Origin of the sequence: Saccharothrix xinjiangensis, assembly GCF_039527585.1 — a bacterium.
Lineage (GTDB): Bacteria > Actinomycetota > Actinomycetes > Mycobacteriales > Pseudonocardiaceae > Actinosynnema > Actinosynnema xinjiangensis.
In genome coordinates this window covers 46,727-61,895 of sequence record NZ_BAAAKE010000028.1, presented here as the reverse complement: position 1 = coordinate 61,895, position 15,169 = coordinate 46,727, and the positions used below count along the sequence as shown (strand labels likewise).

Annotated in this window: 14 protein-coding genes; 4 read left to right on the top strand and 10 right to left on the bottom strand. The window is 73.5% G+C overall.

Going from position 1 to position 15,169, the window contains the following annotated elements; genetic code table 11:
* Positions 1-113 precede the first annotated feature (113 nt).
* The 4 genes from ABD223_RS35935 to ABD223_RS35920 all read right to left on the bottom strand — a co-directional run bounded on the left by ABD223_RS35935 (position 114) and on the right by ABD223_RS35920 (position 3,199).
* Positions 114-572, bottom strand: coding sequence for a Cg1360 family ATP-synthase-associated protein (locus tag ABD223_RS35935; RefSeq protein WP_344041323.1), 459 nt, complete (start codon positions 570-572; stop codon positions 114-116).
* Between the two features lie 68 nt (positions 573-640).
* On the bottom strand, positions 641-1,801 hold the full coding sequence (locus ABD223_RS35930) for a glycosyltransferase family 4 protein (RefSeq protein WP_344041321.1): 1,161 nt from the start codon (positions 1,799-1,801) through the stop codon (positions 641-643).
* Positions 1,802-1,872: 71 nt separating this feature from the next.
* Entirely contained in the window at positions 1,873-2,523 is a 651-nt protein-coding gene (locus ABD223_RS35925) for an L-threonylcarbamoyladenylate synthase (RefSeq protein ID WP_344041319.1), read from the bottom strand.
* Between the two features lie 43 nt (positions 2,524-2,566).
* A complete protein-coding gene (locus ABD223_RS35920) occupies positions 2,567-3,199 on the bottom strand; it encodes a hypothetical protein (protein WP_344041317.1) in 633 nt (210 codons plus the stop codon).
* A gap of 66 nt (positions 3,200-3,265) precedes the next feature.
* Here ABD223_RS35920 and ABD223_RS35915 point away from each other — a divergent pair, with 66 nt between their 5' ends.
* The 3 genes from ABD223_RS35915 to ABD223_RS35905 all read left to right on the top strand — a co-directional run bounded on the left by ABD223_RS35915 (position 3,266) and on the right by ABD223_RS35905 (position 6,960).
* Positions 3,266-3,946: a hypothetical protein gene (locus tag ABD223_RS35915; RefSeq protein WP_344041315.1), complete on the top strand. Its 681-nt coding sequence runs from the start codon at positions 3,266-3,268 to the stop codon at positions 3,944-3,946.
* A gap of 144 nt (positions 3,947-4,090) precedes the next feature.
* Positions 4,091-5,311 (top strand): vWA domain-containing protein, encoded by a 1,221-nt coding sequence (locus ABD223_RS35910; protein ID WP_344041313.1) that lies wholly within the window; start codon positions 4,091-4,093, stop codon positions 5,309-5,311.
* Positions 5,308-6,960, top strand: a complete 1,653-nt coding sequence (locus ABD223_RS35905; protein ID WP_344041311.1) for a hypothetical protein — start codon at positions 5,308-5,310, stop codon at positions 6,958-6,960. Before ABD223_RS35910 ends, ABD223_RS35905 begins: the two co-directional genes overlap by 4 nt.
* Before the next feature lie 3 nt (positions 6,961-6,963).
* Here the strand turns inward: ABD223_RS35905 and prmC are convergent, their stop codons facing one another.
* From prmC to rpmE, 5 genes are all read right to left on the bottom strand, one after another.
* A complete protein-coding gene (gene prmC, locus ABD223_RS35900; RefSeq protein ID WP_344041309.1) occupies positions 6,964-7,824 on the bottom strand; it encodes a peptide chain release factor N(5)-glutamine methyltransferase in 861 nt (286 codons plus the stop codon).
* Positions 7,825-7,842: 18 nt separating this feature from the next.
* Positions 7,843-9,228: a dihydrolipoyl dehydrogenase gene (lpdA, locus tag ABD223_RS35895; RefSeq protein WP_344041307.1), complete on the bottom strand. Its 1,386-nt coding sequence runs from the start codon at positions 9,226-9,228 to the stop codon at positions 7,843-7,845.
* A 10-nt stretch (positions 9,229-9,238) separates the two neighbouring features.
* Complete coding sequence (locus ABD223_RS35890; RefSeq protein WP_344041305.1) at positions 9,239-10,438, bottom strand: acyl-CoA thioesterase/bile acid-CoA:amino acid N-acyltransferase family protein; 1,200 nt, start codon at positions 10,436-10,438, stop codon at positions 9,239-9,241.
* Between the two features lie 18 nt (positions 10,439-10,456).
* Complete coding sequence (prfA, locus tag ABD223_RS35885; protein WP_344041303.1) at positions 10,457-11,512, bottom strand: peptide chain release factor 1; 1,056 nt, start codon at positions 11,510-11,512, stop codon at positions 10,457-10,459.
* Between the two features lie 95 nt (positions 11,513-11,607).
* Complete coding sequence (gene rpmE, locus ABD223_RS35880) at positions 11,608-11,820, bottom strand: 50S ribosomal protein L31 (RefSeq protein WP_344041301.1); 213 nt, start codon at positions 11,818-11,820, stop codon at positions 11,608-11,610.
* Positions 11,821-12,073: 253 nt separating this feature from the next.
* On the opposite strand from rpmE, the gene ABD223_RS35875 reads away from it, so the two are divergent.
* On the top strand, positions 12,074-12,469 hold the full coding sequence (locus tag ABD223_RS35875; protein WP_344041299.1) for a hypothetical protein: 396 nt from the start codon (positions 12,074-12,076) through the stop codon (positions 12,467-12,469).
* A 276-nt stretch (positions 12,470-12,745) separates the two neighbouring features.
* On the opposite strand, the gene rho is transcribed toward ABD223_RS35875, so the two are convergent.
* On the bottom strand, positions 12,746-14,824 hold the full coding sequence (gene rho / locus ABD223_RS35870) for a transcription termination factor Rho (RefSeq protein ID WP_344041297.1): 2,079 nt from the start codon (positions 14,822-14,824) through the stop codon (positions 12,746-12,748).
* Positions 14,825-15,169 lie beyond the last annotated feature (345 nt).

The following is a 15,169-nucleotide window of genomic DNA, read 5'->3' as shown; positions in this document are numbered from 1 at the left end:
CCGGGGGAATCGTCACGATCGGGACTTAACGTACCTTACGGACCGCAAGCGCCCGCGAGAGGCACCCCGCCTACCTGGGTGTCCCGTCTGCGCGCACCGTACCAGCCGGTAGATCAGGTGTTGCCGGGGGTGGGCACCACCATCTGACTGCGACTGCGCTTGGAAGCGCGCACCTCCATGAAGGTCGCGACCACGATGGTGGCGACCATCGTGAGCGCCAGCGCGTTGTCGTCCAGCGCGGGGAACCGCCGCACGAGCAGCATGACCGCGATCAGCAGGAGCAGCTTCCCGAGGAAGCCGGCGAACGCGGCGATCATGATGAACTGGAGCGGCAGCGCGGCGGTCTTGCGCATCACCAGCAGCGTGGCGACCGACGACAGGCAGGCGAGCGCGCCGCCGATGAGGGCGCTGACCAGGCCGGGGACCCCTTCGAGCACGGTCCACAGCGCGGCCGCGACGACGACCGTCCCGAGCGCCGCCCACAGGGCGCCGCGGAACATCTCGCCCGCGAGGCGCTGCACGACCTTTTCGTGCGTCCACTCAGCGGTCGACGCAGGTTCGTCCTGGCTCATGTGTCACCCCTTCCCACCGGTCGACACCGAGTGTAAAAGGCGCGTGATCGACACCCCTCAATCGGGGGTCAGGATCGTCGCACTTCGCGAAGTCTGGGTACCAGCGAGACCAGCAGGGCGAGGAGCAGCGCGATGGCCAGGCACCACACCACGGCCACGACGTCGAAGAGGGTGAGCGCGACCGCGCCGAACGCGAGCACGCCCGCCCACAGGTAGATGAGCAGCACGGCGCGGCGCTGGGAGTGGCCGATCTCCAGCAGGCGGTGGTGCAGGTGCATCTTGTCCGCCGAGAACGGGCTCTCGCCGCGCCGGGTGCGCCGCACGATGGCCATGAGCAGGTCGAGCATCGGCACGAACAGCACCGCGGCCACCACGACCAGCGGCGAGAGCAGGCCGAGCACGTCGGTGGCGCGCACCGACTCGTAGTTGATCTTGCCGGAGGCCGAGATGGTGGCCGCGGACAGCATCAGGCCGATCAGCATCGACCCGGAGTCGCCCATGAAGATGCGCGCCGGGTTGAAGTTGTGCGGCAGGAAGCCCAGGCACGCGCCGGCCAGCGTGGCGGCGATCAGCGCGGGCGGGTACGCGCCGACGTCACCGCCGTTGTTGCCGAGCAGGCCGATGGAGAACACGCAGGTCGCGGCGGCGGCGATGAGGCCGATGCCGGCGGCCAGCCCGTCCAGGCCGTCCACGAAGTTCATCGCGTTGATCATGGTCACGGCCAGCAGCACGCTCAGGATCGCGCCCTGGTTCTGGTCCAGCGACAGCAGCGAGCCGGTGCCCTCGCCGTCGTCGCCCCACGGCACCCAGAACAGCAGCCACTGGAGCCCGAAGAGCACCAGGATGCCCGCCGAGGTGACCTGACCCGCGAGTTTCGTCAGCGAGTCCAGCTCGAACCGGTCGTCGAGCACGCCCACCAGGACGATCACGCCGCCGCCCACGATGACCGCGTACGGGTCGTTGGAGAAGTCGAACGCCGACCGCAGCACGGGTAGCTGGTGCGCCAGCAACATGCCGCCGAGCACCCCGCCGTACATGGCGAGGCCGCCCATCCGGGGCATGGGCTTGACGTGCACGTCCCGGGTCCGGGGGTAGGCGACCGCGCCGATCCGGAACGCCAGCGCGCGGACCAGCCCCACGAGCAGGAACGTGACGACGGCGGCGGTCAGCGCGACGAGCAGGTACTCCCGGACGGGGAGGACGTTGGAGACGGCGGGGAACTGGCCCACGGTGAACTAGCCCCTCGGGGACGGGGTGTCGGGCGGAGTGGGCACCACGCTACTCCGATCGGGAAGATCCACTAGCGGGCGACCTCGACTTCGGCGCCCAGCACCTCGGACACCTCCGACACCGGCACCGCGCCCTCGCGCAGCACGACGGGGTCCGGCCCGGTCAGGTCGACGATGGTGGAGGCGACGTTCTCGGTCGCGGGACCGCCGTCGAGGTAGACGCCGACGTCCTCGCCGAGCTGGTCCCACGCCTCCTGCGCGGTGCCCGCGGGCGGGAAGCCGGACTTGTTGGCGCTGGAGACGGCCATCGGGCCGACGTCGCGCAGCAGCTCCAGGGCGACCGGGTGCAGCGGCATCCGCAGCATCACCGTGCCGCGGGTGTGCCCGAGGTCCCAGTTCAGCGAGGGCGCGTGCTGGAGGACCAGCGACAGGCCGCCGGGCCAGAACGCCTCGATCAGCGCGCGGGCCTGGCGGGGCACGCTCAGCACCAGGCCGTCGACCGTGGTCCAGGAGCCGACCAGGACGGGCACCGGCATGTCCGGGCCCCGGCCCTTGGCCTCCAGCAGGTAGCGCACGGCGGTCGCGTCGAACGCGTCGCAGCCGATGCCGTAGACGGTGTCGGTCGGGAGGACGACGAGGCGCCCGGAGCGCACCGCGCCCGCGGCGGCGGAGAGACCCGCGGCACGGTCGTCCTGGACCGCGCAGTCGTAGATCGTGCTCACCTGGTTGATCCAAGCACAGCGCGGCGGAGCCCAGCGGCGGAGGTCACGGACCGGGCCTCCGGAGCGGTCCGCCGGCGTCCGCGACCCACCCCGGCCTGCGGTGCGCCAGCACCGAGCCGAACACGAGCGCCGCGCCCGCGGCCACGCCGCCCGCGGTCACCGCGGCGCTGCCGACCGCCGCGCCGACGAACGGCAGCACCAGCACCGCCAGCGCGACGACCGCGGCGCCGAGCGGGGAGGCCGGCGCCACCCAGCGCCGGCGCTCGGCCCGGTCCAGCCGGTCGAGCAGGTCCGAGGCGAACGCGGCCAGCTCGGGGTGCGGGCGCAGCTCCAGGACCTCGTGCGCGAGGGCGCGGCACGCGTCGAGCTGCCCGCGGTCGGTCACCACCAGCGCGCCGTCCGCCGCGACGCCGCGCACCTCGGCGCTGCGGGCGGCCAGGGCGATGGCCAGGTGGTCGCGCAGCACCGGCGACGGGCCCGCGTGGCGCAGCTCGCGGCGCACCCGCTCCACCGCCGTGGCCGCCCGGCCCCCCGCGAACGCGTCGGCGAGCGCGGCCCGGGACCGCGCGGCGGCGTCGTCGTCGGGGCCGGTGGGGCGGGCGGCGAGCGCGGCGAGGCGTTCGCGCAGCTCCTCGTGCTCACCGGGCGCCCATCCGGCCGGGCTGTTGACGGGCACCGCCGACCCTCCGGTTTACTGCTGCGGACTGGGACCACCAGAGGCTAGCCGCAGGGGGAAGACACGATGGCCAGGCGTTCAGGGGACGCCCGCGCCGGACGCCTCGGCGCGCTCCCGCTGGCGTTCGCGATCACGGCCGCGTACGTCGTGGTGGGCGGCGGCGCGGGCGTGCTGGCCCTGCGCGCGGGCACGTCCGGGCAGCCGGTCGCGCGGGTGAGCACGACGCCGCGGTTGCCGGTCATCACCACGCCAGGGGAGACCGCTCCCCCTTCGGCCGCTCCCCCGGCGCCCCGGCCCTCGTCGTCGCCCGCCGCCCCCGCGCCGCCGCCGGGCTTCCGCGCCGTGGAGGCGCCCGGCGGCCTGGTCACGGTCGTGCCGGACGACTGGGCGGTCGGGCCCGGCACCGTGGCCACGACCCTGGTCGCCACCGCGCCGGACGGGCGGCGGGAGGCCCGGTTCGGCGGCGCGCCGGTGACCGACCCCGGCCGGACGCTGCTGGAGCGCATCACCGCGGCGGCCGCGGACCGGGAGCGGGAACCCGGCCACGCGCGGCTGGCGCTGGCGGAGACCCCGGTCCGGGGCCACCCCGGCGTGCGGTGGGAGTTCGCGGAGGCCGCCGGGCGGGTCGCGGTCGCGTACTGGGAGACGGGCGGGATCGAGTACGTGGTCTACGCGTCCGGGCCGGTCGAGGCCTGGTCGGACACGCGGGCGCTGCTCGCCGCGATGGTCGACGCGGCCCGCCCCTGACCCTCGTCCCCCGAACGCACCACCGCCGGACCGCAATCCTGCGGATCGGATCGCCGCCCACCGGTCGATCATGTCGGGGTACCGAGGGGTGATGCGGTGCGCGGAGCCGGTTCCCGGCTCCGCGCACCCGAGGGGGCAGGGCGCATGGAGCAGCCGGAGGGTGGCGGCAGGCACAACGGCGGCAGTCACAACACGGTGGAGGCGACGACCGTCGAGACCGTCGTCCAGGCGAACACCATCCGCGGCGGGGTCACGGGGCGGCTCTACCGCTTCACCGTCGAGATGCCACCGGCGGTGCGCAACGCCGTGGTCGCGCTGCTCGTGGCCGCCCTGCTGGCCGGCGGCGCGCACGCCGCGCTGACCTGGGTGCTGCCGCAGTTCGCGCCGACGTACAAGACCGAGTTCCTGGTCGACCTGTCCGGGGCGGGCGCCGCGTCGGAGGACTTCGCGGCGAGCGTCGAGTCCCTGGGCAAGGCGCTGGGCAACTCCGGCGACGACGACGCGATCGCGCTGCGCGGGTTCGGCGGCGAGTGCGGCGCGGAGGACAACACGACCCAGCTGGTCGGGTTCGGCAAGGGCAACCGGGACGAGGTCGGGAACGCGGTGCGCGCCGCCTCCCCGTCCGGCCGGGCCACGCTGCTGCGCGGCGTCGTGGAGGCCACCGCCGACTTCTCGGAGCCGTTCTCGCAGGACGCCAAGCAGGTCAACCGCATCATCGTGGTCACCCGCAACGGCGTGGACGCCTGCGACGACGACCGGGGCTTCGTCGAGGAGGAGATGCGCGACCGGGTCGCCGCCGCCGGGTTGGCGATCGAGTTCCGGTTCGTGGGCTACCAGCTCGACGACGACCACCGGGACAACCTGGGCAAGCTCGCCACCGGCGCGGCCGCGCCGCCGCCGCTGCTGCCCGACTCGCCCGACGAGCTGCGCGCCGCGCTGGAGTGGGTGACCAACGTCGAACCCGTGCTGCGGTCCGCGCGCCAGGTCATCGACATCTTCGACCCGACCGTGGCCAGGCTCGACGAGGCCGTCCAGGCGATCGTGGACGGCCGCCTGGACGTGGCCGACCGGGCCATCGACGACGTCGCCCCGATCACCGCGGAGGCCGAGTTCGAGAACCTGCGCAGCCGGGCGCGAACACCCGCCGCGGTCGACCTGCACGCGAAGGCCGTCCAGCTGCGCGACCGGCAGGCCCGCGTCATCGAGGCGGCGCGGCAGCTGCTCGACGCGGCCAGGTCCGGCACGCCGTTCGACGAGCGGTTCGAGGCGTTCCGGCGGGCGGCCGAGGACTACAACGCGCAGGTGGACGCGGTCAACGAGGTCCTCGCCGCGCTGCGCGCCACGAGCCCGGGGGCGACCAGGTGAAGCGGGAGCTGATCATCGGCGCGGTGGTCGCGGTGGTGCTGGCGGCGTGCGTGGTGGTCTATGTCGTGGTGCGGTCGGCGCCCGAGCACCGGACCACGCTGCTGGTCGACACCTCCGCGCCCGGGAGCGGGTTCGGGGCCGTGGCCGAAGCGGTGGAGGCGGTCGCGCACAACACCGGCAGCGGCGACGCGCTGGCGCTGCGCAGGTTCGGCGGGGAGTGCGGGGCCGCCGACAACACCGCCGAGGTCGCCGACGAGGCCGACGAGGTGCCGGGCGCGGTGCGCGGGTTGGCCCCGTCGGGGCGGGCCACGCTGCTCAGCGGCGTGCTGGCCGCCATCGACGACTACTCCGGGATCTACCCGTTCCGGGGCTCGCAGCGCAACCGGATCATCGTGGTCTCCTCCACCGGCGTCGACGCCTGCACCACCGACCCCCAGGAGGCCTCCCGCGCCATCCGCGAACGCGTGGCCGCCGCCGGGCTGGACCTGGACATCCGCATCGTCGGCCACCAAGTGCCCGAAGACCAGCGCGAGTCGCTCCAGCAACTCGTGGGCGACCAGGCCGTGGCCTTCACCGAGGACGCCGCCGAACTGACCGAACAGCTGGACGAGCTCGTCGTGCCCGACTCACCCGACGCCGCCCGCATCAGCGTCACCACACCACCGGAGCCGCCCGCCTACGCGTTCACGTCGGCGACCCGGCTGGGCGTCGCCCGGGGCGAACGGGTGATCGCCGAAGCGGCCGGGGACTTCAGCCTGTCCGGTCCGGCGTTCACGGCGGACGGCAGGTTCGCCTTCGCCGCCTCGGACGCGGGCCTCGCCGTGGTCGACGTCGAGGGGGGCGGCAGCCGGGTCGTGCCGTGCGGCGACTGCGGGTCCGCGGCGGCGGTCGGCGGCGGTCGCGTCGCCTGGACCGGGCCGGGCCGGGACCTGGTGGTGCTCGACCTGGGCGAGCCCGGCGCCCGGCCCGCCCCGGCGCTCGCGCTGCCCGCGCGCCGCGTGACGGACCCCGCCTTCCCCTCCGTCCTGGACCTGCCGCCGAAGGTCGTGACCGGTGGCGAGGGCGTCGCGCTCGTCGCCTCGCCGGACGAGCCGGCGGTCTACGGCGGCCCGGACTTCCTCTACCTGGTCGGCCTCGACGGGTCGGTGCGCGACCTGGGGGCCACCGACGCCAACGTGGGCCTCGGCAGCGCCGCCCTCTCACCGGACGGCCGGACGGTCGCGTACGCGGGCACCTGGCACAACGGCGCCTGCCAGGAGGCCACGTCGGTGATCGAGGTGGACGCCGCGACCGGCGCTCCCCGGACCGCACCGATCGGCGAGCTGCCCGAGGACGGCGGCTCGATCACCCGCGACCTCTGGTACGACGACGGGGGCAGGCTGAACGCGGTCTACGCGAGCTGGGCGTGCTCGGCGTCCGGCGGCGACTCCACGCCGGTGCGGCCGGCGAGCCACTGGCGGCTGGACGGCGGCCGGTGGGCCCTGGTGGACGCCGGTCCCCTGCTGGCCTCGCGCCCGCTCGGGGACGACGCGCGCGTGGTGGTCGCCGAGCCCGACGAGTACCTGCGGGTCGGGACGCTCTACCTGGAGTCGGGCGGCCGGCGGACCGCGGTGGCCACCGGCGTCTCGGCGGTCGCCGTGGCCGGCTGATCCTCACACCCGGCGGGCGGTGGCGAAGCGGGGGCGGCCGGCCAGGTCGCGGTGGTCGGCCACGTCGGTGAGCACGCGCCGGGCGGAGAGCAGCGCGGGCACGGACTCGCCCTGCGTGTCGTCGTGCTCGATCGCCACGTGCCCGCCGGGGCGCAGCAGGCGCGCGGCGACCGTGACCACGTGCCGGATCACCGCCAGCCCGTCCGGGCCGCCGAACACGGCCTGGCGCGGGTCGTGGTCGGCCACCTCCGGCGGCACCTCGGTGCTCTCCGGCACGTAGGGCGGGTTGCACAGCACCAGGTCCACCCGGCCGTCCAGGTCGGACAGCAGCCCGGGGTCGGCGACGTCGCCCGCGTGCAGCGTGACGGGGGTGTCGCCGGCGTTCGCGCGGGCGTCGGCGTTGCGGCGCGCCCAGGACAGGGCGGTGGTGTCGCGCTCGACGGCGTGCACGCGCGCGGCCGGCAGGTGGTGCGCCGCGGCCAGCGCCAGCGCGCCCGAACCGGTGCACAGGTCGACCACGAGCGGGTCCTCGGGCTCCACTGTGGACAGGGCCCAGTCGAGCAGCAGCTCGGTCTCCGGGCGCGGGACGAACACGCCGGGTCCGACGTCGAGGTCGACGCCGCCGAGGTGGGCCCAGCCGGTGATGTGCTGGAGCGGGATGCGCTCCACCCGCCGCAGCACGACCTTGTGCAGGGCGTCCACCACCGGCGGGTCCACCAGCGGGATCAGCGGCAGCCGGGAGCGCTCGACGCCGAGCACGTGCGCCGCGAGCAGCTCGGCGTCCACCCGCGGGCTGTCGACACCCGCGGCGGCCAGCATGCGCTCGGCTTCGAGGATGGCCAGCCGCAGCGGGTGTCGGGTCATGCGCGCAAGGGTAGGCCGTCAGAAGTTGATCATGTGCCCGGCCAGGCCGTGCACCGCTTCCTTGACGGCCTCGCTCAGGGTGGGGTGCGCGTGCACGTTGCGGGCCACCTCGTGCACGGTCAGGTCCCACTGCTGGGCCAGGGTCAGCTCGGGCAGCAGCTCGGTCACGTCCGGGCCGATCAGGTGCCCGCCCAGCAGCTCGCCGTGCTCGGCGTCGCTGATCAGCTTGACGAAGCCGGTGGAGTCGCCCAGGCCGTGCGCCTTGCCGTTGGCGGTGAAGGGGAACTTCGCCACCCGGACGTCGAAGCCCTTCTCGCGGGCCTGCGCCTCGGTGTAGCCGAACGAGGCGATCTGCGGCTGGCAGTAGGTCGCCCGCGGGATCATCACGAAGTCCAGCTCCATGGTCTCCGCGCCGGCGATGGTCTCCGCGGCGATGATGCCCATGGACTCGGCGGTGTGGGCGAGCATCAGCTTCGCCGTCACGTCCCCGATCGCGTAGATGTTCGACACGTTCGTGCGACCCCGGCCGTCCACCGCGACGGCGCCGCGCTCGGTCAGCTCGACACCGGTGTTCTCCAGGCCGTAGCCCTCGACGCGCGGCTGGAAGCCGATGGCCTGCATGACCTTGTCGGCCTCCAGGACCTCCTGCTCGCCGTCCTTCGACACGGTGACGCGCACCTTCGACCCGGTGTCGTCGATCGACTCGACCCGCGTGGAGGTGCGCACGTCGATGCCCAGCCGCTTGTAGCGCTTGGCCAGCTCGGTGGAGACCTCGACGTCCTCCAGCGGCACCACGCGGTCGAGGAACTCCACGATCGTGACCTTGACGCCGTAGTTGTGCAGCACGTAGGCGAACTCGACGCCGATCGCGCCCGCGCCGGCGATGACGATGCTCTCCGGCAGCTCCTTGGTGAGGATCTGCTCCTCGTAGGTCACCACCCGGTCGGACAGCGCCGTGCCGGGCAGCAGGCGGGTGGTCGCGCCGGCCGCGATGATCGCGTGCTCGAACGTGATGGTGTCGTCACCCACCCGGATGGTGTTCGCGTCGACGAACGTCCCCCACCCGTTGATCTCGGTGATGTTGTTCTTCTTCATCAGGAAGTGCACGCCCTTGACGCGCCCGTCCGCGACCTTGCGGCTGCGGTCGAACGCCGCGCCGAAGTCGAACTTCACCGACCCCTCGACCTGGATGCCGTAGGTCTTCCGCTCGTGGGTGAAGACGTGGGCCAGCTCCGCGTTGCGCAGGAGGGCCTTCGACGGGATGCAGCCCACGTTCAGGCACACCCCGCCCCAGTAACGCTCCTCGATGACAGCGGTCTTCAGGCCCAGCTGGGCCGCGCGGATCGCGGCGACGTACCCGCCTGGCCCCGCACCGAGGACCACGACGTCAAAGTGTGCGCTCATGGCCACAACACTAGGCGCGGAGCTGATCCGAGAAGAACTCGATGGTGCGCCGCCACGCGTCGGCGCGGGCCGCGGCGGTGGCGGCCGGCGTGCCGCCCGTGGCGAACCTCACGCCCGGACCGGGGACCACCACGTCCGTGGTCGGCCGGTGCGGTGGGCCCGCGATCAGGTGCCCGGCGCCCGGGTACACCACGTGCTCGTACCGGAACGGGTGATCGTGGGACTTCAGCCGTTGGTGTGCGACCTCGCTCAGCTCCGCGCACGGCCACGACCGGTCGTCACCGGCTGAGAGGAGCAGCACACCGCCGTTGACGCGCTCGACGGGGATCTCGGTGTCCTCGGGGACGCCGTCGGTGAGGTCGAACGCGAGCCGCAGGGGCACCGGCTCGCCGTCGACCACCCCCGACCGCAGCTCCGCGGGCAGCGAGTACGGCAGGTACGGCAGCGGGCGGCCCCCGGACGTCCAGGGCGCGGCCTCGTGCTCCAGCTTCTGGAGCAACCGGTGGCCGGGACCGATGCCCTGCGTCACCACACCGCTGCCCACCACGCTCACCACGGCCTTGACCTGCGGGAACGTCGCGCCGAGCAGGAGCGCCAGCTCACCGCCGCGCGACCCGCCGACCAGGCCGACGCGGTCGCCCAGCAGGTCCAGGGCCGGCGCGAAGTACTCCAGGGGGATCTCGACCAGGTCGGCCGGCACGCCCTCGACGCCGAAGTAGGCCAGGGCCAGCGCCGCGAACCCGTGCCCCGCGAGGAGCGCGGCGTCCAGCTCGTGCAGGCCGCCCTCGCTGCCGCCGAGCACCACCACGCCGGGGTGCGGCCCGCCGTCGACCGGCTCGAACAGCACGCCGACCAGGCCGTCCTCCCGGACCTCGGTGCGCTTGACGCCCTCCGGCACGGTCAGGCGCCCGACCTCCGCGCGCCCCACGCCGTCGACCTCGACGACCGCGGCGTCACGGGGTTCCGCGCCGGTCGGGGCCATCGACCAGAACAACCCCATCGGGTCAACGCCGGAGTAGTCGCCCGAGATCGGCGCGTGCCTGGTCAGGTCCACCACGCCGCGCTCGTCGGCCCGGAACTCCGCCTCCGCGGCGCGGTCGCCCGCCGACGCGCGCACGGTCACGACCCGGTCCGGGTCGAGGCCCACCACCCGGATGTCCAGCGCGGTGTCCAACGGGGCGCTGATCGGGTCCACCAGGATGTCGGCCATCGCGCGCCCTCTCGTCGGTCACCCGCCGGCGAGCCGCTCCGCCCGGTCGGCCGCCGCCAGGGCGTCCAGCACCGCGTCCAGGTCGCCGTCGAGCACTTGGTCCAGGTTATGGGCTTTGTACCCGACGCGGTGGTCGGAGATGCGGGATTCCGGGAAGTTGTAGGTGCGGACCCGCTCGGAGCGGTCCACGGTGCGGATCTGCGAGCGCCGGGCGTCCGACGCCTCCTGCTGCTGCTTCTCCTCGGCCAGCGCGGTCAGCCGGGCCTGGAGCACCTGCATGGCGCGGGCCTTGTTCTGGAGCTGGCTGCGCTCGTTCTGGCAGGACACCACGATGCCCGTCGGCAGGTGCGTGATGCGCACGGCCGAGTCGGTGGTGTTGACGCTCTGGCCGCCCTTGCCCGACGAGCGGAACACGTCGACGCGCAGGTCGTTCTCGTCGACCTCGACCTCGACGTCCTCGGTCTCGGGGAACACCAGGACGCCCGCGGCGGAGGTGTGGATGCGGCCCTGCGACTCGGTGACGGGCACGCGCTGCACGCGGTGCACGCCGCCCTCCCACTTCAGGCGGGACCAGACGCCGTCCGGGCCGTCGCCGCGGCTCTTGACGGCGAGCGTGACGTCCTTGAAGCCGCCCAGGTCGGAGTCGGTGCCGTCGAGGACCTCGGTCTTCCAGCCGTGGCGCTCGGCGTACCGGACGTACATGCGCAGCAGGTCGCCCGCGAACAGGGCCGACTCCTCGCCGCCCTCGCCGGACTTGATCTCCATGACCACGTCGGCGGCGTCGTGCGGGTCGCGCGGGAGCAGCAGCTCCGTCAGGCGCGACTCCAGGGCGGGGATGCCGGCGGCCAGCTCCTCGGCCTCCTCCGCGAACGCCGGGTCCTCGGCGGCCAGCTCCCGCGCCGTCTCCAGGTCGGCCCGCGCCTGCTCCAGCTCGCGGGCGGTCCTCACGATCGGGGTCAGCTCGGCGTAGCGCTTGCCGAGCTTGCGCGCCCCCGCCTGGTCGGCGTGCACCGAGGGGTCGGCGAGCCTGGTCTCCAGCTCGGCGTGCTCGGCCAGCAGGGCGTCCAGCGTCACGGTCGTGCTCCGGGTCTCTCGGCGGTGTCTCTCAGCGGTGTCTGGAGACGACAACGGCGCCCACCCACGTGCCGGGGTGGACGCCGTTCTGGCAGCTACTTGGCGCGCTTGCCGTAGCGGGCCTCGAAGCGCGCGACCCGACCACCGGTGTCGAGGATCTTCTGCTTGCCCGTGTAGAACGGGTGGCAGCTGGAGCAGACCTCGACGTGGATGGCGCCGGACGACTTGGTGCTGCGGGTGGTGAAGGTGTTGCCGCAACCGCAGGTGACCTCGGTCGTCACGTACTCGGGGTGAATGCCGGTCTTCAACGTCTCGTCCCTTTCCTCGGTGGCCGCCGGGTCCTCGTGGTCGATGGTCGTTCTACGAGGTGAACCGGAGCCGGACTCGACCCGACAGTGTGCCAGATCGGCTGACAGGCACTGCAACGCGTGCCCGCGCGCGGTTGTTCCCGTGACCGGTGCCACTACCGTTGGGCGATGGCGGCCGACCTTTCGGCGCAGCGGGTGACCGCTGGCCTACTGGGCGTGGGTGCCCCGTTGCCCGAACGCCACACTTGGGCCCGTGCTGTGCGCTGCCGGACGCCCCCTGCGCTTGACCACGTGGCTGGCCGTGCCGTTCCTGTTCGGCGGCGCCGTCCTGGGCCTCACCGGCCTGATCGGCCTGCTGGTCGGGACGGCGGGCCCCTTATCCCTGTCCAGCCCCCTGTTCGGCGCGGGCGTGGCCGTGGCCGTCGTGGCCTCCACCGCGGTCACCTGGACCGCCCGCTGGCAGCGCACCTGGCTGCGCTGGCCCTACCTGACCGCCGTGATGTGCCTGGGCGTGGCCACCGACGACTTATCCCTGCCGCTGCTCCCCACCCTCCTGATCGGCCTCCCCTCCCTGGCCCTCCTGATCACCCACTACTTCCGCGAGCGCCACCGCGCCCCCACCTCCCCACCCCCCACCACCCCCTGCTGACCCCGCGTGTCCTCCAGTCGGACACCGCGTGTCCTCCACTCAAGCATCGCGAGTCGTACGTTCAGGACCACCGTGTCGTACGTTCGCGACCCCCGAGTTCACCACTCGCGTCACCCCGGCACGCCGCCCTGCCGGTCCTGAACGTGCAACTCGGGGTGCCCGAACGTACGACTCGCGATGTCTGAACGTACGACTCGCGATGTCCGAGTGGAGGACACGCGGAAAGGCAAGGCCCGCCCGGGGGTACCGGGCGGGCCTTGGTGGAGAGGGGTTCGGTCAGTCGTTGTCCGCGCCCGGGGTGGTCTTGGCCACCTGCATCAGGAACTCGATGTTGGTGCGGGTCTTGCGCAGGCGGTCCAGCAGCAGGTCGATGGCCTGCTGGCCGTCGAGGGCGTGGAGCACCCGGCGGAGCTTGTGCATGACCGCCAGCTCGTCGGGCGAGAGCAGCAGGTCTTCCTTGCGGGTGCCGGACGAGTCGACGTCCACCGCCGGGAAGGTGCGCTTGTCCGCGATCTTGCGGTCGAGCTTCAGCTCCGCGTTGCCGGTGCCCTTGAACTCCTCGAAGATCACGCTGTCGCCGGCCGAGCCCGTCTCGACCAGGGCGGTCGCGATGACCGTCAACGAGCCGCCGCCCTCGATGTTGCGGGCCGCGCCGAGGAACCGCTTCGGCGGGTACAGCGCCGTCGAGTCGACACCACCGGACAGGATGCGGCCGGACGCCGGCGCCGCCAGGTTGTAGGCACGACCCAGGCGGGTGATGGAGTCCAGCAGTACGACCACGTCGTGACCCATCTCGACCAGGCGCTTGGCCCGCTCGATGGCCAGCTCCGAGATCGTGGTGTGGTCCGACGGCGGCCGGTCGAAGGTGGAGGCGATGACCTCGCCCTTCACCGACCGCTGCATGTCGGTGACCTCTTCCGGGCGCTCGTCCACCAGCACCACCATCAGGTGGCACTCGGGGTTGTTCGTCGTGATCGCGTTGGCGATCGACTGGAGCACCGAGGTCTTGCCCGCCTTCGGCGGCGACACGACCAGGGCGCGCTGGCCCTTGCCGATCGGCATCACCAGGTCGATGACGCGCGTGGTGAGGATGTGGGGCTCGGTCTCCAGGCGCAGCCGCTCGTTCGGGTAGAGCGGGGTCAGCTTGGTGAAGTCCGGCCGGTTGCGCGACTCCTCCGGGTCCAGGCCGTTGATCTTGTCGACCCGCACCAGGGGGTTGAACTTCTGCCGCTGCTGCTCGCCGTCGCGGGGCTGGCGCACCGCGCCGATGAGCGCGTCACCGCGGCGCAGGCCGTACTTGCGGACCAGCGACAGCGACACGTAGACGTCGTTCGGACCGGCCAGGTAGCCCGACGTGCGGACGAACGCGTAGTTCTCCAGCACGTCCAGGATGCCCGCGACCGGCAGCAGGACGTCGTCGTCGCGCACCTCGGTGTCGGTGCTGCCGCCACCGGTCTCGTTGCGGCCACCGCGCCGGCGGCGGTCGCGGAAGCGACGGCCCCTGCGGCCGCCCTCGTCGTCGTCGCCGTCGTCGGGGACGTTCGACCGGTTGCGGTCGTCGCGGTCACGGTCGCGGTCGCGGTTGCGGTCGTCGCGGTCGCGACCGCGGTCACGATCACGGTCGCCACGACCACCGCGCTCGCCCCGGTCACCGCGCTCACCGCGGTCGCCCCGCTCCTGGCGACCACCGCGGTCGCCACGCTCGGGCCGGTCGCCGCGGTCACCGCGGTCACCGCGGTCGCCACGCTCCTGGCGCTGTTCCCGCTGCTCACCGCGCTCGGGCCGGTCCTGCTGGGTGCGCTCGACCACGGGTGCGGCCTGCTGCGGCTGGACCTCGGCCGGTGCGGCCTGCGCGGCGGGCGCCTCCGGGCTGCCGGCGGGCCGGTTGGCGGAACGGCGGCGGCGGTTGCCGCGGCGACCGCCGTCCTCCTCGCCCTGCCGCTCGACCACGTCGAGCTGCTGCTGGGTGGGCTTCTCCACGGGCTTCTCGGCGGGCTTCTCGACGGGCGCGGGCGCCTCGACGACCTTCTCCGCGGCGGACGCCTTGGCGACGGGCGCGGCGGCCTTCTTCTCGGCCTTCGGCGGCGTCGCGGCGCTGCCCCGACCGGAGGTGCCGCCCTGCCGTTCCTTGATGGCCGCGATCAGGTCGCCCTTGCGGAGCCCGGCGGTCCCGGTGATGCCGAGCTGACCCGCGAGCTCACGGAGCTCGGCCAGCACCATGCCGGAGAGTCCGGCGCGCTTGCGCGTCGGGGCGCTGCCGTTCGTAGGGGTGGTCAGGGCGTTCTCCTCGGCTCCGGAACTGGCGGTGTTGGTGGCAGCAGGAGCTTCGCTGCTCAGCACATCGGTGTTGCTCACACATGTCCTTCCTGACCGGACCGCGCCTCCTACGCGGCCCAGCGGACCTGCCGTCCGACGGAACGCGGACCGGCAGTTTCGCCCCGGCGCAGGCGGACTTCGTCGGCGCGGAACGCGCGCGAACGGGGGAGCCCTCCGTACGGGACTTTCGGTCACACGGCGAGCGGGTGCCTTCCAGCGCCGACCCCGTCCATCCGGCACCGGGCCAAGTCACTGGAGGAATGCGATCCGGAACGAACGTCCGGGCACCACACCGGCGCCCGTGCGCGCGGTGACTGATGGCCCCGAGGGTAGACGCCGGTCCGGTCGGGTGCAACAACCGACGCGCGGCGCGTCGCGCCCCTC

Excerpts from the sequence above, each read along its gene's own strand:
- lpdA (WP_344041307.1), bottom strand. The coding sequence starts at position 9,228 with ATGAGCGCACACTTTGACGTCGTGGTCCTCGGTGCGGGGCCAGGCGGG.
- ABD223_RS35910 (WP_344041313.1), top strand. The coding sequence starts at position 4,091 with ATGGAGCAGCCGGAGGGTGGCGGCAGGCACAACGGCGGCAGTCACAAC.
- ABD223_RS35915 (WP_344041315.1), top strand. The coding sequence starts at position 3,266 with ATGGCCAGGCGTTCAGGGGACGCCCGCGCCGGACGCCTCGGCGCGCTC.
- ABD223_RS35935 (WP_344041323.1), bottom strand. The coding sequence starts at position 572 with ATGAGCCAGGACGAACCTGCGTCGACCGCTGAGTGGACGCACGAAAAG.
- prmC (WP_344041309.1), bottom strand. The coding sequence starts at position 7,824 with ATGACCCGACACCCGCTGCGGCTGGCCATCCTCGAAGCCGAGCGCATG.
- ABD223_RS35890 (WP_344041305.1), bottom strand. The coding sequence starts at position 10,438 with ATGGCCGACATCCTGGTGGACCCGATCAGCGCCCCGTTGGACACCGCG.